Here is a 19,780-nt window from a genome sequence, read left to right on the forward strand (position 1 = left end):
CGGATGACTGGTCGCTCATGAACACGTATGTAATGGCAGGACAGTATCGGGCATCAACGCAACACCTAGTTCTCTAGGCACGGTCTGCCGCCTACGCGACTGTGTAATACCGTGGTTAGAGGTCGAGCAAGCCGTCGAGCAGATTCCGTTCGGCCCGTCGCAGGTGCTGATGGAGCGTCGGCGAGGAGATGTCGAGCGTGTCTGCCAGTTGTTCGGCCGTCGTATCCCGCGGCCACTCGTAGTACCCCGCGAGGTAGGCCGCTCTGAGGACCTCCAGTTGCCGGTCGGTCAACTGTTCCTGTAGCGGCGGTTGGTCCGTGACGGTCGTCGGTCGGCGCTCGCGCTCCCGTTTCGAAATGAGGGCGAAGCCGCTGAGTTGGGCCGAGAGCGTCTCCTGTATCGTCCGCGGATCGCCGTCCGTCGGCGCCTCGACGACCAAGGTGAGTCGATTCGGGTCCGCGATAGCGTCGACGAGTCGCGCACCGACGTCTAAGAGCAGCGACTGATACGTGTCCGTCGTTTGGAACTCGACGACGCCACTATCCCCGTCAGACCGGATGACCCGGCCGTCGAGTACCGGCTGGAACTCTAACAGACTCTCGAGAACGTCCGCTGGCGGGGCTCCGTCGACGGTGAGGTACTGGAGTGCCTCCTCGCCGATATCGACGCTTCCGGCCGATTCGAGCCGACAGTCGTGTCGACGAGCCACGACGAGCGGGTACGCGTCCGGGTCTTCGGACTTGAACTCCATCTCGACGATCCGGTCGCGTGTCAGTAACCGTCTGTTCTGGACGGCTGTGAAGGCGAATCCGACTGTCTCGCCCAGAACCGTGAGGGCGTCGAGCGCTCTGGAGCTAAACGCTTCGGCCCGGTTCGCGTAGACGATGAGCGCGGCGTGGACGACGTCGTCGTGCCGGAGGGGGATGACCGCGGCCGAGCGGAAGTCCCGCGCCAGCGCCTCGTCGCGCCAGTCGTCCATCCGCTCGTCGGTCGCCACGTCGTGGATGACCTGTACCTCGCCGGTCCGGATAGCGGTCGTTCCGGGGTCGTTCGTCCGAGCGGCGGGTTCCGCGAGTTTCTGGATGGTGTCGAGGTACCCCTCGTCGTTGCCCGCCGTCGTCTTCCGGGAGAGGGGCCCTCCCGTCCCGTCGCGCTCGCCGATCCACGCGAGTTCGTACAGGTCTGACTCGACCAGTCGGTTACAGACGGTCGTCTCGATTTCGTCCCGGGTCGCCGCCGTCCCGAGCGCTCGGATGACGTCCTGAATGAGGACGTGGACCCGCGTGAGCGTCACCAGTTCGTCGCGCTGTGTTTCGAGTTCTCGCTGGCGGCGTTTTTGTTCGGTGATGTCCTGATGGATGCCGACGGCTCGAATCGGGTCGCCGTCCTCGTCACGTTCGAACACCCGGCCGAGGTCCCGTATCCACTTGTAGTCGCCGTCTTTCGTCCGCAGTCGGTGGTCGCACCGGTAGATGTCCGTCTCGCCCTCGAAGTGTGACTCGATGGCGTCCCAGGCGCGTTCGAGGTCGTCGGGATGGACCAGATCCTCCCAGGTCTCTATCCGCTGATCGAGGTCCGACAGGGAGTACCCGAGCATCCCCACCCAGCGCTCGTCGAAGGAGACGTCGCCGGTCTCGACGTTCCAGTCCCAGACGCCCAGTTCGGCCCCCTCCAACGCGAGTTCGAGGCGTTCGGTCGTTCGCACCAGTTCTCGTTCCCGGTCCCGCTGCTCGGTGACGTCCCGGTAGAGCCAGAGGTTCGCCTCGCCGTCCGGCAGGTCGATAGGGAGGTAACTCCGCTGTACCGTCCGCCCGTCGCTCAGTTCGAGGTCTGTTCGGAGGTCGGTCGAGCGGGCCGCCAGCAACTGCGCTGTCTCGTCGAGGAAGCACTCGGGGTCGGCGAACCGCTGGCTCACGCGCTCGACGGCGACCGAACAGTCCGTGCCGACGAGGTCTTCGGCCGATCCGGGGATGTCGAAGATGTCGACGAGTCGCTGGTTGGCCGTCCGTATCTCGCGGTCGTCGTCCTCGACGAGGATACCCACCGGGAGCGCGTCGAGTAACGTCGACAGGAGCGTGTTCGACTGTTCGAGTTCTTGTTCGTACTCCACCCGGTCCGTGATGTTCTGTGCGACGGTCATGCCCGAGACGACCGCCCCGTCGTCGTCGCGTATCGGTATCACCTGCACGTAGTAGTGGTCGCCCCGATACTCGTCGACGAACGCACTGGTCCGCCCCTCGAAGGCCGCTCCGTACGCCTCTTCGAGGAGCGACGCGTTCTCTGGGGGCAGCACCTCTCGTGGCGTCTTCCCGACGAAATCCGACGGTTCGAAACCGTGTGTTTTCAGGTCTTCGCCGCCCGCTTCCGTGTACCGGAACTCCTCGTCGAACAGGAACACCGTACCGTTCGGGAAGCGGTCGACCAACCCTTCGAACAGTTTCGTGCGTTCCCTGAGTGCTCGCTCGCGTTCACGGCGCTCGGTGACGTCCCGGGCGACGCCGTTCAGACCGCGGTACGCGCCGCTGTCGTCTCGGAGCAGCGTGTAGTGGATGGATATCTCACGCTCCGTCCCGTCCTTACATCGGCAGGTGAGGTCGACGCTCGCGTCGTCGGCGTCGCTGGTGAGCAACTGTTCGATGGTCTGCTGGCCGTTCGCCAACTCGCCGGGCGCGAGCGTCTCGGCCGCGTGTGTGCCGGTCAGTTCCGACGGGTCGTAGCCCAGCATCGCTGCGAACGACTCGTTACAGTAGTCGATGACGCCGCGTTCGTCGAGCGTATACAGGCCGTCCTGCGCCTGCTCGGTCAGCATTTCGAGCAGCGACAGTCTGGCCTCCCGACGGGCCGCTGGCGTGACGTCGGTGATCTCGAAGAGTCGGAGCGATCCGGCAGCGTCCGGCAGGTCGTACCCCCGGAACTGGAGGTACCGCTCGCCCCGGGCCGTCTCGGCCCGAACCGTTACCGGGTCCGTCGGGTCCGAACGGAGCCTGTCCGCCACGTCCCCGGCCGCGGTGTCGGACGCGAGCGTCGCCACCGCGTCGTAGACGTTCGCCGTCTCGAAGTCGAGGCCCGGGACGTCTTCGGCGGAGCCGCGCGACCAAACTGGGTCGCCCGCGTCGTCGACCAGTAGCGTCAACTCGCCCTCGTCGGCGCGGTTCGCGACGTCGTCGACCGCCGTCTGGAGTGCGTACGTCGACCGATCCGTCACCGACTCGGTGACGCTGACGACTTTCTCGGCGAGGAAGGCCCCGTGTGTGCTGGGGCCCTTCTCGACCACCGTCGTCGACGAACCCAGCAATGCGTCGTCGACGGCCGCCGGGTCCCGTGCCGAATACAGTATCGCGGGACAGTCGAACGTCTCGACGAGGTGGTCGGCCGCTTCGATACCCACAGGGTCGACGACGAGACACGCCGGTGGTCTCGACGCGCCGACGTCGAGTGCCGCATCGGAACTCCCGACGGCAGCGACGTCGACCTCCGGCCGGTGGTCGGTCATCTCGGTCCGTGTTCGCTCGCGTGACGCGGCGTCGGCATCGACGTACAGAACGGTGCTGCGCTCGGTCTGCTGGCTGTCCGCAGCAACGGTCCGAGGCTGAGAGTGCTCTGTCATGCAGTAGTCCGCGGTCTCGTGTTGGGCGTACCCACCACCTCCCCCAACTATATACTGTCGGTCAGTTTATCTGAATCGATAGTCGAATCGCCCGAGGGCGGCGCGTGCTATCGACACTCGCCGGCGGCCTCGGCGACGCTCGTCAGCGTCAGCCACGTGTTACACCCCGCCCGGAGCGCGACGAGGTCGGTGGCCGTGACAGTACACTCCAGTGTCGCGCCGTCGCGGGTCAGCGTCGCCGTCGTCCGGTCGCCGTCGATGGCACCCAGTTCCGGGCGGAGGCTCCGCTCGACGCGGCGTGCGCGCTCTTCGTCCGGGTAGTCGAACGTGAGAATCGTTCGGTGTGTGTCCGTCACTTGACGTCGACTTCTTTGACGTCGGGCGACCGCTCTTTCAGCAGAACGCGGTGACCACAGTACGGACAGCGGACGCCACCGTACTCGTCGAGTGTTACGTCGCGCTTACAGCGTGAACACTTGTAGCTCATACCAGATATGTGGGGCGTCGAGGCCCTTTATTCCTCGTCTTCGGCCAGCGCGGCGCGGATCGAGCGGCGGACAGTCTTGCCACCGGGCGTCTGGGGCTTGTAGCTCCCGCCGGTGTACTTGTAGTCACAGTAGCTGCACTGCCAGATGCCGGTGCCCTGCCGGTCGACGCGGTCCTCGCCGCAGTTCGGGCAGGCGTGGTCCTCGTTCATCTCCGACTCGATTTCTGCGACGCGGCGGCGGGCGACGCGACCGTAGCGAGCGCCGAATCGACCGGCGCTCCCGGTTCGTCCTCTCTTGTTGGCCATAGTACTCTCTGGTCGGCCCAGCGTCCACATAAGCCCTTCGAGACGGACGTAAACTGAACTGCGTCAGGCACTCACACCCGCGGCGGCCCACCGAGCGGTAGAACCGTAGCCACAGCGACTAACCGTCGCCATGACAAACGGTGCTGGTGCTATGGACGAAGCACTCGAAGTCGTCGAAGTCGTCGCAGACTCCGAACTCGAGGGTGTCGTCACATGGCTACTGCGCCTCGTCGGGCTCGCCGCGCTGCTCGCGGGGCTCGGGCTGTGGCTGTTCACCGAGATGGGGCTGCTCGTGCTCCCGGCGTTGCTCATGTTCGTGGGCGTCGTCCTGCTGGTGGCACCGAGCGTCCTCCTGCTGGCCGCAGAGCTAGCGTAGGGACAGCCACATCCATTACCGTCGACACCGAACGACCAGCGATGGCAGTGACAGACCGGCTCCGGACCCGCCTCACAGCGGTCGCCCCGGCGACCAGCGGCCGCCTCACGGAAGCCGAGTTTCTGCTGGCCGGGGCGACCGTCGGCGCCCTCGGCTGGGGCGGGACACAGACGCTCGCGTGGCTCGACCCGCCGAACGCCGCCCTCGGCGCCACTGCGCTGTGGGTCGTCCTCGTGGGCGCGTTTTCGGGCACGACGGTCCTACACGGTCCGGACGCCGTGCGCTTCTCCGACGCGATGTTCGTCTGGGGGGCGGTCAACGGCACGGCGATGGGCCTGACGCTGACCGGTCTCGCGGGACTCGTCCCCGAACCGCTGGCGTTCTGGCACGCGTGGGTCGGCGCCGCCGCGGTGGGGTACTGCTGGACGGCCGGCTTGTTGGAAGGTCCCGGGCACGCCGACCGGGGCCGGGCCTACCTCGTCTCGGGCGTCGTCGCACTGGCCGTCCTCCTCATCGGCAGCGTGCGGTTCTCGCTGGTCGAACCGGTCGCCTTTCTCCTGTTGGGAGCCCTCCACGTCGTCCCACTCGTCTTCGACGCCCGACGGCGGTCGTAGAACTATCGAACCGCGCGCGAAGCGACGGCGTCAGTCCTGTAACTCGGCGTCCCGCAGCGCTTCGTTCAGGTCGTCCCGGACGTGTTCGCCGAGTTCCCGGTCGCCAGCCGTCGTGACGACGCGGTTCTCCTGCACACTGGAGCCGTCCCGAATCAGGACGCGGACGTTGCCGTTGGTGTCGGCCCGCGTCGCCTTCGCCCGGACGCCCGTGGGCGAACTCGACCCGCCGGCGTCGATAGGGCCGGGGATGACCTTCTTGACGTGCGGGTGGCCGGCGACAGTGTGGATGACCCGCTGGCCGGAGCGGCCGCCGATGAGCGTCGAGTGACTCCCGCCCAGCTTCTCGGCCGGCGCGGCGTCGACGACGTCCAGCGCGGGTTCGCCCTGTCGGTCCAGTACCCGCTGGACGGGGTCCTCGCCCTCGACGCGGAAGAACTCGTGGTGCAACTGACCGCGGACCGCGGCGATGACGTCGCGGTCGCCGGTGACGTACACCTCCTCCGGGCGCTTGCGCCGCACTTCGTCGGCGACGAGGCCGGCGAAGTTGCGCAACTCGACGACGCTCTTCTCGTCGCTGCCGTCGCCCTCCGGCGTCGTCGTCACCGTCCGTTGGCCGACGACGGACTCGTCGGCGATACAGGAGACGGTCGCCCGGTCGCGGCCGAGTTCGAGGACGACCGCCTCGGTGTTGGCAGTGTGACAGACCAGACAGTAGTCGCCCGGTCGGTCCAGCGGCGTCGCACACTGCCGGCAGTCCATGCGTGGGTGTAGGGGCGCTCGGCCGGATAAGCCAGACGGTTCGCGTTCCCTACGCGTCCGGGTCCGTCTTGCGGAACTCCCGTAAGAGGACCGTCGCGTAACTGCCCTTCGGGAGCGCAAAAGAGAACGTCAGGTCGTCGCCGTCGCGGTCGACGCCGAGGTCCGTCCGGACCATAATCGCTCGACGGGTGCCCTCGCTGTCGAACTCGCCCGGCAGATCGAAATCGCCCGGTTCGAGCCCCACGTCGGCAAGCACGTCGCGCTCTATCTCGCCGGGTTCGCCGTCGGCTAGTTCCGTCTCGGTGCCGACCAGCGGTGCCGTGACGAACGCCCGGCCGCGCTCGCAGTGTCGCTCGACGGTCCGCAGGCGTTGCTCGGTCACGCGCTGGGTGCGGTCGGGGTCCGGGAGTCGCAGTCCCTCGGGAGCGTCACTATCGGCGAAACACACCACGTCGCCCTCGACGGGGCGGTCGAACGGCAGTCCCCGTTCGAGTCGCGCAGAGAGGATGCGGTTGAAGACGTAGGACTGGGCGGCGTTGACGAACAGCGTCTGGAGGTTCGTCGGCAGCGTTTCGACGGCTTCACGGAAGTCTGCGGGCGAGTCGGCACCGTTCTCGACGAGCGTGTGACACATCGACCGCTCGTAGCCCAGCGCCCGCGGCAGGCGGTCCAGCGCACCTTCCCAGTCGCGGGTCTCGTCGACGTAGGACCGGGCGGCCTGCGTGGCCTCGGGTTCGCGCTCGTGCGGGTTGCCCACGTAGGCGAGCACCGCCCCCTCCCAGTCCTCGCGGACGATTGCGAGGCCGACCTCGTGGGTGACTGGACGGCGCGACCCGAACCGCTGCTGGCCGAAGTAGTTCGGGACGCCGACGGTCGACTCGCCGTCGGGGAGCGAGTCGGCGTCACTGTCCTCGGGGCCGCCGTCCCGCGGTTCGGTCCCTTCACTGTCCGCGAACGCCCGCAGGTCCGCCAGTACGCTCGCGGCGTTCGCCGCGTTTTCGGTGTCACGCACCACGATGTCGAAGGCGTTGCCCGCGAGGTCACCGAAGAGGACCGGCCGGCCGGCGCGACCGACGACCTCGATATCCGTCCCGTCCACGTCGGGCACGTCGTCGGCGTCGATGCCCTTCACCGAGAACAACTGCCGGGTGACCGCCCGCTTGTCCTTCGTCCCGGCCCACGAGACGCGCTCGCGGGAGATTCCGAGTCGGTCGGAGAGCGCGCTCGCGAAGTCGTTCGTGTCCCAGTTGTGTAACTCGACGCGGAGGACCAGATGGGGGTACGCGCCGGTGTCGGCGTCGACGGGCGACGTATCGAACGCCTCCAGTTCGGTGACCCGGAAGTCCTCGGGGCTCGCTCGCAGGTGGCCGCCCACGCCGTCGGCGTCGCTGACGTAGTACTCCATGCCGACCACTCGCTCGATGGGGTGGGCCTCGCGCATTGGTGCCCTGTTCGTCGGGCCGGGTTTAGCGTTGGCGTTCGTCGTCGGTCACGCGTAGGCCTCGAACTCCTCGCCGAAGACGAGGAAGTACGCGACGCCGACGACGCCGACCGCCGTCGCGACGCCGAAGGCCAGTTCCGGGCCCGCTCGGAGTGCGAACTCGGGGAGCGCGAGTGGGCCAACGGCCTCGGGGAGCGAGAGGACCCACTCGCTCCCGTAGAGCCATCCGCCCAGCGCGGCGCTGGGGATGACGAGCGTGTTCCGGACGAGGTAGTACGTCCCGGTGACGCGGCCGCCGGCGTCGCGTTCGGCCGGGCCGACGATGAGCGCCTTGTGTGCGGGCAGGCCCGCAAAGCGGAGGCCCGAGTACGCAAAGAGCAAGAGCAGTATCCACTGGTCCGCCGGCGCGTAGATGAGCACCAGCGGGAAGATAGCATACACCGAAAAGCCAAGCGCGACGGCGGGTTTCAGCCCGGCGTACTCGGCGAGTTTCGAGACGGGGGCCATCGAGAGGATAGCGACGACCATCTCCACGCCGAGGAGGACGCCGAAGAAGGCGTCGGGCCGAAGCGAGAGGCCGAATCCGGAGAACCCGACCGAGAGGAAGTCCGTGACGACGATGACGAAGAAGACGTACACCATGCCGTTGGCAAAACGGACGAGCGTATCGGCGACGAGCAGGGGGCGGAGCGTCTCCGGCATCCCCCGAAGGTCGTCGAGGACCTGCGCTACCCCCTCGAAGGATTTGCCTAACGTGTCCTCGCTAGCGTCGTAGAGGACGTGCTGGGCCACCGTCGCCACCGCACCACAGGCGATCGCGACGAGCAAGACGAGTTGGAAGCCGCCGACGAACGTCGCCGAGACGGCGAGTAAGCCCGCCGCCAGCAACGGACCGATGAGAAAACCCAGTCGTCGGAACACCTCGGTGCTGGCAAAGCCCATCGCCAGTCGGGCCGGCGGGACGCTCTGCTTGACGATCGCGAACGTCGCGCCGAGGCCGAACGACTTCCACGCTTGGGCCAGAAACAGGCCGACGAAGACGAACGCCCACGCGGGGACGGTCACCGGACCGACAGCGACGGTGCCGACGACAGCGGCGAGGTACCAGACGCCGAACCCGAGCGTCGCCAACACGGCGAAGGCCGTGAGCGCGAACCGGGAGCCGAGGCGGTCCGAGACGGCCCCGCCGGGGTAGGGGTAGACGGCGCTGATGAGGTTGCCGACGCTGCCGTAGAGACCGATGACGCCCGCGCTCGCGCCGAGGAGCCGCATGTACTCGGGGACGTAGCGACTGGTCATCTGAAAGGCGAGCGAGAACGCAAGCATCGACAGCGAGAGGACGAGGACGTCCCGTTCCAGCGCGAAGAACTGCCGGAACGCGTCGAGCAGGTCGACGTCCTCGTCGGCGTGGTCCGTAGCCATCGACTGGGGGCAGACGCGGGTCGCACTTATAGCCACGAATCCCGGCGTGGTAGTGTCTATATATCTCTCCGCAGAGATGCAGAGCGGAGCGGTGCAGCGGGTTAGCAACGGCATAACGAGGGTCGTCGGTCGCTCACCATCGGACGAGGGGTACCGTGACAGAACCCGAATCAGAACACAGACGCGACGACATGGGGGAGCGCGTCGAGCGGTGGCGCGAAAGCGACGTAGTGATTACCGAGTTCAGCGGCCGTACCGTGGCCTACTGTCCCGACGCCGAAGAGGCGTGGATATGCGGGTGGGTCGAGGTGCCGCGATAGGCGCCGCTCGCCACCGGAGCCGAAAACGCAGAGAGAACGCCTGAGGCGATCAGACCGCCGACTCGTAGTCGTCGAAGCGGTCGATCTCGACGCCGTCCTCGGTGATCTCCGCGAGGACGATACCGTTCCCAGAGCCAGTGTCACGCTCTGCAGCCGCCTGCACGGCGCGGATAGCCAGTGCGCGAGCGTCTTCGAGACTCATCTCGGGGTCGTACTCGCCCTCGATGGTCCCCGTCGCGACCATGGTGCCCGAGCCGGTGACGGTGTAGTCGTCCTGCAGGACGCCGCCGGCCGGGTCGACGCTGTAGACGTGGCTGCCCTCCTCGTCGACCCCGCCGATGATGGGGTTGATGGCGAAGAACGGGCCGCCGCGGGCGAAGTTACCCGCGAGCGTCGCCAGCGCGTGGATGGAGAGCGGTTCGTCGCGGCGGACCTCGAAGAGGTTCGCCTCCGAGCGCAGCGAGCGGATGAACGACTGCGCACCGCCGACGCTGCCGACCAGCGTCATGGCGGCCGTCGGGTGGATCTGCTCTACCTTCTGAACCGACTTGTTCGAGACGAACCGGCCGCCCAGCGAGGCGCGGCGGTCCGTCGCGATGAGGACGCCTTCCTCGGTGCTGATACCGACGGTGGTCGTCCCCGTTTTGGTGACCGTCTCCTCGTCGCGGCCGCCGTCGTCGTTCGGCAGCGTGCCGACCTCGGGTTCATAGGCGTCGGTGAGACGCTCCTCAGGGTCGTACATCATTCGTCACCTCCGAGTTCGAACTCCTCGATACGACCGGCGATGTCGTCCTCGGCGAGTTTGGTGAACTGCTCGCTCTCGACGTCGACGGTGGCGATGTCGACACCGGTGGCGTCGAGGCCGTCGTCGTTGACCGACGCGAGGGCCTGTAGCGCCAGTTCGACGCCGCTTTCGAGGTCCATCTCGTCGGCGTACTCGTCTTCGAGGAACGTCTGGAGTTCCTCGCGAGATCCGCCGATAGCGACGGCCTGCCACTCGTAGGGCGTCCCCGAGGGGTCCGTCTCGAACAGGCGCGGTTCGCCGTCCTCGATGCCGCCGACCAGCAGGGCGACACCGAACGGGCGTGCGCCGCCGGTCTGGGTGTACTGCTGGATGTAGTCGGTGACCTCCTTGGTCAACGACTCGACGCTCGCCGGTTCGTCGTAGCGGAGGCGGTTGACCTGTGCCTGCCGCCGGGCGACGTCGATGAGCTGGCGGGCGTCGGCGACGTGGCCGGCGCTCGCGACGCCGACGTGGTCGTCGATCTCGTGAATCTTTTCGATGCTGTCGCGCTCGATGAGCGGGGAGCGGGCGTGGCGGTCGGCCGCCAGCACGACGCCGTCGGCCGTGCGGACGCCGACACTCGCGGTCCCTCGCTTGACTGCCTCACGAGCGTACTCGACCTGATAGAGGCGCCCGTCCGGCGAGAAGATGGTTATCCCGCGGTCGTACGCCTGTTGTTCGTTTCCTTGCATTGTGTGTGCTCTGTTGTTCACCTGAGGTTAGGGCTTCTAGTATATAACGACATCGTCGGTGTCGTCTCCGCTGCCCTCAGTACAGCGAGAGGTCGCCAGTGACCCGGTCCACCGACTCGTCCTCGGCCGGCCCCACCGCGAGGGCGGTGACCGTGCCGGGGTCCAGTTGCGTGTGGCCGGCGTCCCTGACGATGGCATGCGGCAGGCCCTCGCGCTCGGCGACGTCGGCGAGTTCGAACAGTTCGGACTCGCTCGTCGCCTTCAGGACCACCTTCTTCTGGCCCTCGCCTTTCCAGGCGTTGCGGGCCGTCCGACCGGCGTCCTCGTAGGCCGACAGCGAGGCGTGGGCGACCTGCGCGGCGAGTTTGCCCTCGCCCATACCGATATCGGCCCGGGCGACGATGGCCTGCTTCATGTCCCACACGTAGCGACCCTGACTTAAACCCCCGTCGGAGCACCCGTGCGGTTGCACATACCACAGGGCACTTACCGTATGGGTGTGCACTCCCCGGGGATGCCCTCCACCGTCACGACGTTCGTCGCACGACCGGGCGCGTTCTTCGAGCGGCGAGCGGACCGGCTTAGCGGCTTTCGTGGGGTCGGCCTCGCGGCCGCGCTCGCGTTCCTGTTGACCACCGTTCTCGGCGTCGCGCTTCGCCTGTTCAGCCAGCAGTTCACCGGGACGACCACCGTCGACAACCCGGCCTATCCCGGCGACGTGTTCTGTGAGGACGGCGGTGCCGGCGGGATGACCCCGAGTGGCTGTGACGAACCAGCCACGATGACCGTCGAGATCAGCTCGCTGCTCTGGCAGGAGATAGCCGACAGGCTCCCGTGGCTGTTCGTCGGCCTCCTGTTCGTCTGGTTCGGCCTCGCCGTTGCGCTCCACGTCGGCGCGTGGCTGGGCAGCGGCACCGGCCGGTTCGGCGAGAGCATGGAAGTCGCCGCGTGGGGTCTCGTACCGACGGTAGTCGTCACGGGCGTGGCCGGTGCCGCGCTGGTCTACTTCGCCGCGCAGGCCGACCTCGCCGGTTCGACCCCGGAGACGCTTCTCTCGGAAGTCAGAACGCTCCAGTCGGGCGTCTCCGGGTTGACGTTCCTCCTGATTCAGATCGCGGGGGCGGCCTGGCAGGCGTACGTCTGGGCCGCCGGCCTGCGCGTCGCCCACGAACTCAGCCGTCGGGCGGCAGTGGTCGTCGCCGTGATAGTGGCGACCGTTCCAGTGGTGCTCTCGTAGGGCGACGGCGATTACTCGACTCGCGCGTCGGCCTCGGTGAGCGTCTCGTCGCCGTGGCGGACGCTGACCTCGAACCGGGTGCCTGCAGGGATCGATTCGAAGTCCATCGTCACGGCGAACGTCCCGTCGTCCCCTACCGTCGCCGTCCGCTGGTGCAGGAAGGGCGTACTCGACCCGGAGCTCCGCGCGCGGACCGTGACGTTCGTGCCGGGTTCGAGGTCGGTCGTCCCGCGAATCGTCTGGTCCGTGGCGCTCCGGACGGTGAGGGTCTCGCCGTCGTAGTCGAGTCGCGTGCCGGCGACCGACGCGTCGTCACCGTCGGCCGCCGTCGCCCCCGGCACGTACACGACCTGTGCCGTCCGGTTCGTCAGTTCCTCGCCGTCGTGGCGGACGCTGACGGTCGCCGTCGCGTTCTCGGGGACGCCCGAGAGGTCGGCCGGCACGGCGAACGTGCCGTTGTCCCGAACCGTCGTCTGTTGCTGATAGATGAACGGGCTGTCGCCGCTATCGCTCTTGATGCGAACGGTCACCGTGGCCCCGGCGGCGACGTCCGTCGCGCCTTCGATCGACTCGTTCGACCGCGTTTCGAGGACGAGCGAGTCGTTCACCGGATAGACGACGGTGCCGTTCACGTCCGTGGGTGCCGTCTCGTCGGTGGCCGGCGCGTCGGCGGGTCCGTTCGTCTGTCCGGAGAGCGCCGGCAGTACGAACAGGCCGACGACGAGGACGGCACTGACGGCGACGGCGCTGACGATAGCGGTTCGCCGGGTGGTCATACGCACGCCTCCCGGGGGGTCGGTCTGTCGATGGATCTGTGCGACGCCTCGCGAGTGGAGGGTGGGCGGCTAGCTGGCATGCACGCGACGCTACGTCCGGGGTTGAAAAACCCTCGACGGATGCTAAAAGCAGCGTTGAACAGCCCCGGCGACCGACCGCGCTGGTGGCTTCGAGACGGGACGCTTTAGGTATCCCGCGCCGGTACGTCGGGTAATGATACTCTCCGACGCGGACATCGAGCGCCGACTCCGCGAGGGCGACCTCGTCGTCGAACCGCTCGACGACCCCGACATCCAGATTCAGCCAGCCAGCGTCGACCTCCGACTCGGTCAGGAGTTTCTGGAGTTCCAGCACGCCAACATCCCGTGTATCCACCCCAACGCCGAGGCCGAGGTGGCCGACTACGTCGACGAGACCGAGATCGCGGAGGACGGCGAATACATCCTCCATCCCGGCGACTTCGTCCTCGGGACGACCCACGAACGCGTCGAGATTCCCGACGACCTCATCGCCCACGTCGAGGGCCGGTCCTCGCTGGGCCGGCTGGCTATCGTCGTCCACGCGACGGCGGGCCTCTGTGATCCCGGCTACAAGGGCCAGATAACCCTCGAACTGTCGAATCTCGGCACCGCCCCGGTCGCGCTCACCCCGGGCATGCGAATCTCTCAGCTCACCTTCACGGAACTCAAGACGCCCGCCGAGCGCCCGTACGGGTCCGACCGCGGCTCGAAGTATCAAGACCAGACCGGGCCACAGGCGAGCAAGATACAGGGGGACAGGGAGTTCGGAGGCGACCAATGAGGACCGACCCCTGCGGCGTCGTGTCCGCGTCTCGACTGCTGGCGAGTGAGTTCGGAGGCGACCAATGAGGACCGACCCCTGCGGCGTCGTGTCCGCGTCTCGGCTGCGAGCGAGTGAGTTCGGAGGCGACCAATGAGGACCGACCCCTACGGCGTCGTGTCCGCACCTCGGCTGCGAGCGAGTGAGTTCGGAGGCGACCAGTAGGATGCGCTTCGTCGAGGAGATCGTCGTCGAGGAGTTTCTCCCGACGTTCCGGTCGATGCTGGCCGAGTCCCTCCGGGACCGGGACCTCACGCAGTCCGAGGTGGCGGACCTGCTGGGCATCAGCCAGAGCGCCGTCTCGAAGTACGTCCACGGCGACGTCGAGCGCAACGACGCGCTGCTCTCTCACCGAGGGTTGAACGAACTCGTCGAGCGACTGGCCGAGGGGCTTGCCGACGGCGACATGAGTCCCGTGCAGGCGCTCGTCGAGGCGGAAGTGTTCATTCGCGAACTCGAACAGGGCGGCCTGCTCGCGTCGCTTCACGAAGACGCGGTGCCCGAACTGGCCGAGTACGGCGGCGAGTTCAGCGTCCACGACCCGGACTCGAAACTCCGGGCCGCAGAGCGGACGCTGTCGACGGTCCGGCAGGGCCTCCGAGTGCTAGAGAACACCAGCGGCTTCGCGACGCTCATCCCCGCCGTCGGGTCGAACCTCGTACAAGCGCTGCCCGACGGCGACGCCATCGAGGACGTGGCCGCCGTCCCCGGCCGGGTTCTGGACGTGAAGGGGCGGGCGACCATCCCCGCCGAACCGGAGTTCGGTGTGAGCGAACACGTCGCCACGGTACTGCTAGCGGCGCGTGCCGCCGGGAGCGACGCTCGCGCGGCGCTGAACGTCCGCTACGACGACGCTGTCGTAGCGGCGCTGGAGGAGGCCGGCCACACCACCGTCGAGTTCGACGCCGAGGAAGCCCTCGAACCGGCAATCGCCGGGGCACTGGCAGAGAGCCCCGACGCGGACGTCATCTATCAGACCGGCGGGATGGGTATCGAACCGGTCGTCTATCTGCTCGGCGACGACGCCGTGACCGTCGCCGAGTGGGCGAGAGACCTGCTGTGAGCGACCCCCGGGCCGTCTACGCGCGCTGGGCAGCGCTGTACGATCGGCTGGCTTCCCTCCCGGTCGTCCGGTCGTGGCGGGCCCGCGCGGTCGACGCGCTCGACCTCTCGGCGGGCGAGACGGTCGTCGAGATGGGGTGTGGCACCGGCGCGAACGTGCCGGCACTCCGCCGCCGCGTGGCTCCAGCGGGCCGCGTCGTGGGCGTGGACCTGACACCAGAGATGCTCCGACGGGCACGCGGTCACGCCGACCGGACCGGCGACGGCGTCCACTATCTGCTCGGCGATGCCGCGCGCCCGCCCGTCGACGACGTCGACGCGGTACTCGCGACGTTCGTCGCCGGCATCTTCGCGGACCCCGCCGCGGCCGTCGACGCGTGGTGTGACTGCGCCGCTCCCGGCGGCCGGGTCGCGCTGTTGAACTTCCAACGAAGCGCCAACCCGCTCGCAACGCCGGTAAACGTCGCCTTCGAAGGGTTCGTCCGCCTCTCGGCACCCGGGGCGCGCCTCTCGCGGCGCTCGCACGCCGACGCCTTCGAACGGCGGGTCGCGACGGCCCGGGACCGACTGACCGAACGGACCGTCGACCGGCGCTACGAGACGTTCGCGGGCGGGTATCTGGGACTCGTCTCCGGGCGGGTCGAGTGAACGGCTGACGCGCGGCATCTCGCCGGGCTCTCGCCGTGACTCACTGTCCGGCTTTCGCGTCGAGGAGCGCACTCGCCTCCGCCCGACCAGCCTCGAACAGGTCTTCGATGAACGTCGGCGACCGGTCGAACCGGGAGGAGTACGAGAGTTCCTCGTCGAGACGGAGTTGCTCGACGACGACGCGTTTGTAGCGGTCGTCGTCCAACGCGCCCTCGTCCAGCCACTCGTTGACGCGCTCGACGAACGCGAGTTCCTGTCGAAGCGAGCGGTTCCCCGAGAGCTCCGACCGGCGGTCCGCGATAGCGGCGAGTGACGTCGGAACGTCCTCGCGTCCCGCGGCGGTTACCCGGAGGACCCAGATTTCGTCGGGTTTCTCTTCGGCGGCCTCGACGTCAGAGAGGAAGTTCTTGACCGGCGGGTTCTGGGCGAACATGCCGTCCCAGTGGGGCCGCCCGTCGACCTCGACGGCCTCGAACAGGCTCGGGACCGCGGCCGACGCGAGCAGGGCGTCGGCGGTCACGTCGCCGCCACTGAAGACGCTGAACTCGCCCGTCGTGACGTCGACGGCGCTTACGAGCAAGCGAGGGCTCTCGCCGTCAGCGAGTGACGGCACCCGTTCGAAGTCGACGACCCGCTCTATCGACCGACGGAGGTCACGCTGGGCGAGGTCCGTCGCGGGGGTGGCGTACGGACTCGTCTCCGGCATCGGGACGCCGCTCTCGTCGAGCGCGACCGCCCATCGGGCCGCGCTGTTTATCGCCCAGTCGACGGGTGTCGACGCCGCGATGTCGGCCCACAGCGTATCGAGCAGTTCGGCGGCCCGGTCCGGACCCTCGTCGACGTAGCCGAACCACGCAGTCGTCGCAGACAGTGCACCGCCCGACGTGCCACTGAATCCGAGTATCTCGTAGCCGTCGGGGAGATCGGTAAGCAGTCGTTGGAGGGCCCCGGCACAGAACGCACTGTGTGCCCCACCCCCTTGACAGGCCAGTGCGACCGTCGTCACGTCGTCTGTCTCTTCGGTCATCTCAGTCGGTCAGTGACGCGCTCGGTACGTAAAACGGTAGGATGAATGACAGGGGGCGACGGGGAGTTCCCTACCGGTAGCGCTCGGCGTGGCGCGGACAGAAGTCGGGCGCGCGTAGTTGGGCCTCGACGACGCCGGGTTGCCGGTGTGGGTTGTGCAGGCGACAGGACGCCTCGTCACAGAACGCCTCGCCCGTCTCGAGGTAGTGATACGCCTGCAGGACGTACCCCTTCAGGGCATCGGTCGTCCGGGGGTCGTCCTCGACCAGAAAGTCGCCCTCGACTTCGTTTTCCAGTACCTCGCGTGGCGGCGAGTCGCCGGTGAGCAACGCGTGTTTCTGCTGTTCCTTGTAGTACTGTTCGGGTTTCGCGGGAGCCTCGTACAGCCCCGGTACCGAGACGATAGCCGGGTGGCCGAGAACGTTCACCCGCTTGTGCCAGCGTCCGTCGTGGTCGCCCCACGTCCCGACCACCCGGTCCAGCAGGACGACGTGGAGGTGGTCGAGAGACCGGGCGGCATCGGGGAGCCGTCGATGTAACAGCCGCTGGAGTTCGAGTCCGTCGTAGATGACGCCGCCGGCCCGTTCCGGGTTCTCGATGGCACGTTCCTCGTAGCGGACGATACCGAGCATCGTGTTGCCCGTCTCCCGGTCGTACGGGTCCAGTACGCGTCCGTCCGCCAGCTCTTCGGGGAGGTCGTCGTCGGCGTACTGTGAGAGGAACCGGTCGCGAACGTCCACCTCGGCGTCGACGCGACCGGCGACCCAGTCGGCGATAGCGTCGGCGTCGGCCGCAGCCGTCGGAGCGCGATAGAGTGTGACCTGTTCGACCATATTACCCCGTGGTACTGTCGAGTAATACAGGTTGTGGACCGGGCAGAAACACGTTCGGGTCCGGGGGTCGAGACGTCGGCAGCAGTCGAGGGTGCCCGAGCCACCGTCTCACGTCGACTCGGGGTCGGTCATCGGCAACGCCACCGCTTTACCGACACCGGACACCGTTCCCTCGGCTTCGAGGGCGTCGAGGAACTCCGGGACAGTCCAATTGTGCTCGCCATCAGTACAGGGATAGACGCCGACGACGTCGTCGCCGTCGTACAGGCTGGCGAGCAGCATCGGCGTCGTCAGGACCTCTTTGCTCCTGCCGACCAGCAGCGACGCCGTCCGCGTTTCGAACGGCGGCCGGAGGCTCACACCGTTGTCGGCCGCCCACGCTTCGAACTCCTCGATGGTCCCCAGCAACTCGCTGTGTCGGTTCCGGTCCGAGATCACGATCTCGTCTGGCCACGTCGCCACCGAGAAGTCGGCCAGCGTTCCCGCGGCCCGAAGACTACTCAACCGGTCGATGACAGTTACCCGCGGTCCGCACACGGGCCGTCGCGTCCAGAGGTCGACCGTGAGGCGGTTCGTCCCACCCGTGTCGGGTGCCGTTTCGTTCAGCTGTTTCAATTCGGTTGGCATTGAGAGGTAATTACTAACACACTTAGTACAAATACTACATAATGGTTCTTGTTGGCGAAATACTACCGTATATGGTCAATAGCGAGCCAGGATATTCACATACAGCCATCGAAGCGGCATTATTCTGCCTGTATAGCCAATCCCTTTTAATGGATAGTTTTATACATCGATGTTCAGAAGTGTACATCACCATGGGCAGACAGTTCGACGTCGGCGAGCAGTTCCGGTTCATCGGACGGACGTTCGAGGAGTACACACGGATGTTCGGACTGGCGCCGACGGCGCTCGCCGGAACGACGATTCTCGACTGCCCCGGCGGACCGGGGTCGTTCACGGCTATCGCGGCACAGCGTGCCGACCGGACCCTCGCCGTCGATCCGATGTACGGACGGCCGGTCGGGGAGTTAGCGACGGTGTGTGCCGACGCCGTCGAACGGACGGTGGCCCAGTTACACGAGAAGCGCGACCTGTTCGTCTGGGACGAGTACGGCGACGTGGCGACCCGTGGACGGTACCTGCGCGCCGCCGCCCAGCGGTTCCTCGCCGACTACGCGCGCCACCCCGGTCGCTACGTCAGGGCGGCCCTGCCCCGCCTCCCGTTCGCGACGGACAGCGTGGACCGCGTACTCTCGGGGAGTCTCCTGTTCCTCTACGACGACCGACTGAGCGAGCGGTTTCACGTCGAAGCGCTACTGGAACTGGCCCGCATCGCCCGCGAGGACGTTCGGGTGTTCCCGTTGCATTCGCTGGACGGGGAGCGTTCCAAGTCCCTGTCTCCAGTCGTCGACACGCTCCGAGACGCCGGCCTCTCGGTCCGTCTCGAACCCGTCGACTACGAGTTCCAACCGGGCGCGACGGAGATGGTGGTCGTCGGAGACACCGACGGCTACGGCGGGAGTGAACGAAAACGGGAGAACGCTCGGACGGGCGTCCCGAGAGAAGCCCGTTAGTCGTCGGCGGTGGCGGCGTCGCGGCTAGTGACGTCGACGGGTTCGGCGTCGACGTCGAGTTCGTCGAGTGCGACCTGTGCGGCACGCTTGCCGGAGACGAGCATGGCACCGAACGTCGGACCCATGCGCGGGAGGCCGTAGGTGGTCGCGGTGGCCATCCCCGTGACGACGAGGCCGTCGTGGGCCAGACCGGTGTGTTCGACGACGGCGTCCTCGCTCTCGCCGACCCACATCGAGTCGTGACCCGGCGAGTCGTGGCCGGGGGCGCCGTAGGTGTCGTCGCTGGTCTGGTCCATCCCCGAGTTCGACTTCGCGTCCTCGATGCCCGGCGCGTTCAGCACGCCACGCTCGTCGAGTTTCTTGATCGCCATCGCGTCGTGGCCCGTCGCGTCGATGACGAGGTCCGCCTCGACGGCGATGGGGTCGACACACGTGATCTCGCGCGGCAGGGCGTGGACCGGCGTCCAGTTCATCACGATGCCGCCGACGCGGTGGTCCTCCCGGATGACGATGTCCGTAAACTCGGTCATGTTCTGCATCTTCGCGCCCGCGTCGCAGGCGGCCTTGATGAGGCCGGAACAGGCTTCCGGCCCGTTGGCGATGTACAGCCCCTCGCTGTCCTGTGAGCGCTTGTAGTCCACGTCGAGTTCGTCGAGGACGTTCTGAGCGGGGTCACGCACCGTGACCTTGTTCATCAGGAAGCCGCCGAGCCAGAACCCGCCGCCCAGATAGTTGTTCTTCTCGACGACCATCGTCTGGACCCCGCGCTCTGAGAGTTCCTTCGCGGCCATCAGCCCGGAGGGACCGCCACCGACGATGATGACGTCCGAGTCCGAGAAGTCCATGAACTCCTCGGTCCACTCCTGCCCGATGGCCCGTGTCACTTCCGCCTCGCCGACGTCGCTGAACTTGTCGAAATCGCTCATACCACCTAGTGATATCTTGCTGTGGTAAATAGGTGTTGTGGTGTGG

General features: G+C 67.2%; 23 protein-coding genes. 8 read left to right on the forward strand and 15 right to left on the reverse strand.

Annotated features, from left to right (window positions below):
- Positions 1–115: 115 nt before the first annotated feature.
- The 4 genes from NDI85_RS06865 to NDI85_RS06880 form a co-directional block, all read right to left on the reverse strand.
- On the reverse strand, positions 116–3,607 hold the full coding sequence (locus NDI85_RS06865; protein ID WP_310915336.1) for a PAS domain S-box protein: 3,492 nt from the start codon (positions 3,605–3,607) through the stop codon (positions 116–118).
- A 107-nt stretch (positions 3,608–3,714) separates the two neighbouring features.
- The gene (locus NDI85_RS06870) at positions 3,715–3,963 is read right to left on the reverse strand and encodes a KEOPS complex subunit Pcc1 (RefSeq protein ID WP_188993466.1); all 249 of its coding nucleotides are present in this window, start codon (positions 3,961–3,963) and stop codon (positions 3,715–3,717) included.
- Positions 3,960–4,094, reverse strand: a complete 135-nt coding sequence (locus tag NDI85_RS06875; protein ID WP_188993464.1) for a DNA-directed RNA polymerase subunit P — start codon at positions 4,092–4,094, stop codon at positions 3,960–3,962. The genes NDI85_RS06870 and NDI85_RS06875 overlap by 4 nt, the downstream gene beginning before the upstream one ends.
- A gap of 27 nt (positions 4,095–4,121) precedes the next feature.
- Positions 4,122–4,400: a 50S ribosomal protein L37ae gene (locus NDI85_RS06880; protein WP_166968496.1), complete on the reverse strand. Its 279-nt coding sequence runs from the start codon at positions 4,398–4,400 to the stop codon at positions 4,122–4,124.
- A gap of 151 nt (positions 4,401–4,551) precedes the next feature.
- On the opposite strand from NDI85_RS06880, the gene NDI85_RS06885 reads away from it, so the two are divergent.
- Together NDI85_RS06885 and NDI85_RS06890 are read left to right on the forward strand one after the other, a co-directional pair.
- Positions 4,552–4,776, forward strand: coding sequence for a hypothetical protein (locus tag NDI85_RS06885; protein WP_188993460.1), 225 nt, complete (start codon positions 4,552–4,554; stop codon positions 4,774–4,776).
- A 41-nt stretch (positions 4,777–4,817) separates the two neighbouring features.
- Positions 4,818–5,390, forward strand: coding sequence for a hypothetical protein (locus NDI85_RS06890; RefSeq protein ID WP_310915337.1), 573 nt, complete (start codon positions 4,818–4,820; stop codon positions 5,388–5,390).
- A 30-nt stretch (positions 5,391–5,420) separates the two neighbouring features.
- On the opposite strand, the gene NDI85_RS06895 is transcribed toward NDI85_RS06890, so the two are convergent.
- The 3 genes from NDI85_RS06895 to NDI85_RS06905 are packed head-to-tail and all read right to left on the reverse strand — an operon-like array spanning position 5,421 to position 9,012.
- Positions 5,421–6,149, reverse strand: coding sequence for a DUF2103 domain-containing protein (locus tag NDI85_RS06895; protein WP_188993456.1), 729 nt, complete (start codon positions 6,147–6,149; stop codon positions 5,421–5,423).
- A 49-nt stretch (positions 6,150–6,198) separates the two neighbouring features.
- On the reverse strand, positions 6,199–7,590 hold the full coding sequence (truD, locus tag NDI85_RS06900; protein ID WP_188993454.1) for a tRNA pseudouridine(13) synthase TruD: 1,392 nt from the start codon (positions 7,588–7,590) through the stop codon (positions 6,199–6,201).
- Between the two features lie 48 nt (positions 7,591–7,638).
- The gene (locus NDI85_RS06905) at positions 7,639–9,012 is read right to left on the reverse strand and encodes an MFS transporter (RefSeq protein ID WP_188993452.1); all 1,374 of its coding nucleotides are present in this window, start codon (positions 9,010–9,012) and stop codon (positions 7,639–7,641) included.
- A 155-nt stretch (positions 9,013–9,167) separates the two neighbouring features.
- On the opposite strand from NDI85_RS06905, the gene NDI85_RS06910 reads away from it, so the two are divergent.
- Positions 9,168–9,332 (forward strand): hypothetical protein, encoded by a 165-nt coding sequence (locus tag NDI85_RS06910; protein ID WP_188993450.1) that lies wholly within the window; start codon positions 9,168–9,170, stop codon positions 9,330–9,332.
- A 49-nt stretch (positions 9,333–9,381) separates the two neighbouring features.
- Here the strand turns inward: NDI85_RS06910 and psmB are convergent, their stop codons facing one another.
- The 3 genes from psmB to pth2 form a co-directional block, all read right to left on the reverse strand.
- Positions 9,382–10,074: an archaeal proteasome endopeptidase complex subunit beta gene (gene psmB / locus NDI85_RS06915; protein ID WP_188995645.1), complete on the reverse strand. Its 693-nt coding sequence runs from the start codon at positions 10,072–10,074 to the stop codon at positions 9,382–9,384.
- Positions 10,074–10,808, reverse strand: a complete 735-nt coding sequence (psmA, locus tag NDI85_RS06920) for an archaeal proteasome endopeptidase complex subunit alpha (protein ID WP_166968490.1) — start codon at positions 10,806–10,808, stop codon at positions 10,074–10,076. Before psmA ends, psmB begins: the two co-directional genes overlap by 1 nt.
- Before the next feature lie 76 nt (positions 10,809–10,884).
- On the reverse strand, positions 10,885–11,223 hold the full coding sequence (gene pth2 / locus NDI85_RS06925) for a peptidyl-tRNA hydrolase Pth2 (RefSeq protein WP_166968489.1): 339 nt from the start codon (positions 11,221–11,223) through the stop codon (positions 10,885–10,887).
- Positions 11,224–11,322: 99 nt separating this feature from the next.
- Here pth2 and NDI85_RS06930 point away from each other — a divergent pair, with 99 nt between their 5' ends.
- Positions 11,323–12,045: a Yip1 family protein gene (locus NDI85_RS06930; protein ID WP_310915338.1), complete on the forward strand. Its 723-nt coding sequence runs from the start codon at positions 11,323–11,325 to the stop codon at positions 12,043–12,045.
- An 11-nt stretch (positions 12,046–12,056) separates the two neighbouring features.
- Here the strand turns inward: NDI85_RS06930 and NDI85_RS06935 are convergent, their stop codons facing one another.
- Entirely contained in the window at positions 12,057–12,821 is a 765-nt protein-coding gene (locus NDI85_RS06935; protein ID WP_310915339.1) for a BGTF surface domain-containing protein, read from the reverse strand.
- 214 nt (positions 12,822–13,035) lie between these two features.
- Between NDI85_RS06935 and dcd the strand changes: the two genes are divergently transcribed.
- The 3 genes from dcd (at position 13,036) to NDI85_RS06950 (ending at position 15,372) form a co-directional block, all read left to right on the forward strand.
- Positions 13,036–13,623, forward strand: a complete 588-nt coding sequence (gene dcd, locus NDI85_RS06940; protein ID WP_166968486.1) for a dCTP deaminase — start codon at positions 13,036–13,038, stop codon at positions 13,621–13,623.
- A 205-nt stretch (positions 13,624–13,828) separates the two neighbouring features.
- Entirely contained in the window at positions 13,829–14,725 is an 897-nt protein-coding gene (locus NDI85_RS06945) for a thiamine-phosphate synthase family protein (RefSeq protein ID WP_310915340.1), read from the forward strand.
- Positions 14,722–15,372: a methyltransferase domain-containing protein gene (locus tag NDI85_RS06950; protein ID WP_310915341.1), complete on the forward strand. Its 651-nt coding sequence runs from the start codon at positions 14,722–14,724 to the stop codon at positions 15,370–15,372. Before NDI85_RS06945 ends, NDI85_RS06950 begins: the two co-directional genes overlap by 4 nt.
- A gap of 40 nt (positions 15,373–15,412) precedes the next feature.
- Here NDI85_RS06950 and NDI85_RS06955 read toward each other — a convergent pair whose 3' ends face one another.
- From NDI85_RS06955 to NDI85_RS06965, 3 genes are all read right to left on the reverse strand, one after another.
- Positions 15,413–16,399, reverse strand: coding sequence for a patatin-like phospholipase family protein (locus NDI85_RS06955; RefSeq protein WP_188993441.1), 987 nt, complete (start codon positions 16,397–16,399; stop codon positions 15,413–15,415).
- Positions 16,400–16,469: 70 nt separating this feature from the next.
- A complete protein-coding gene (locus tag NDI85_RS06960) occupies positions 16,470–17,231 on the reverse strand; it encodes a DUF7001 family protein (protein ID WP_188993439.1) in 762 nt (253 codons plus the stop codon).
- Positions 17,232–17,339: 108 nt separating this feature from the next.
- A complete protein-coding gene (locus NDI85_RS06965; protein ID WP_310915342.1) occupies positions 17,340–17,858 on the reverse strand; it encodes an HTH domain-containing protein in 519 nt (172 codons plus the stop codon).
- Between the two features lie 191 nt (positions 17,859–18,049).
- On the opposite strand from NDI85_RS06965, the gene NDI85_RS06970 reads away from it, so the two are divergent.
- Entirely contained in the window at positions 18,050–18,808 is a 759-nt protein-coding gene (locus NDI85_RS06970) for a class I SAM-dependent methyltransferase (RefSeq protein WP_310915343.1), read from the forward strand.
- Here the strand turns inward: NDI85_RS06970 and NDI85_RS06975 are convergent.
- Positions 18,805–19,734 carry a sulfide-dependent adenosine diphosphate thiazole synthase gene (locus tag NDI85_RS06975; RefSeq protein ID WP_166968481.1) on the reverse strand — a complete coding sequence of 310 codons (930 nt, stop codon included), beginning with the start codon at positions 19,732–19,734 and terminating at the stop codon, positions 18,805–18,807. The two genes, NDI85_RS06970 and NDI85_RS06975, sit on opposite strands and share 4 nt — an antisense overlap.
- Between the last annotated feature and the right edge of the window lie 46 nt (positions 19,735–19,780).

Origin of the sequence: Haloarcula sp. S1AR25-4 (assembly GCF_031624555.1) — an archaeon.
In the GTDB taxonomy this organism is placed as follows: domain Archaea; phylum Halobacteriota; class Halobacteria; order Halobacteriales; family Haloarculaceae; genus Haloarcula; species Haloarcula pellucida.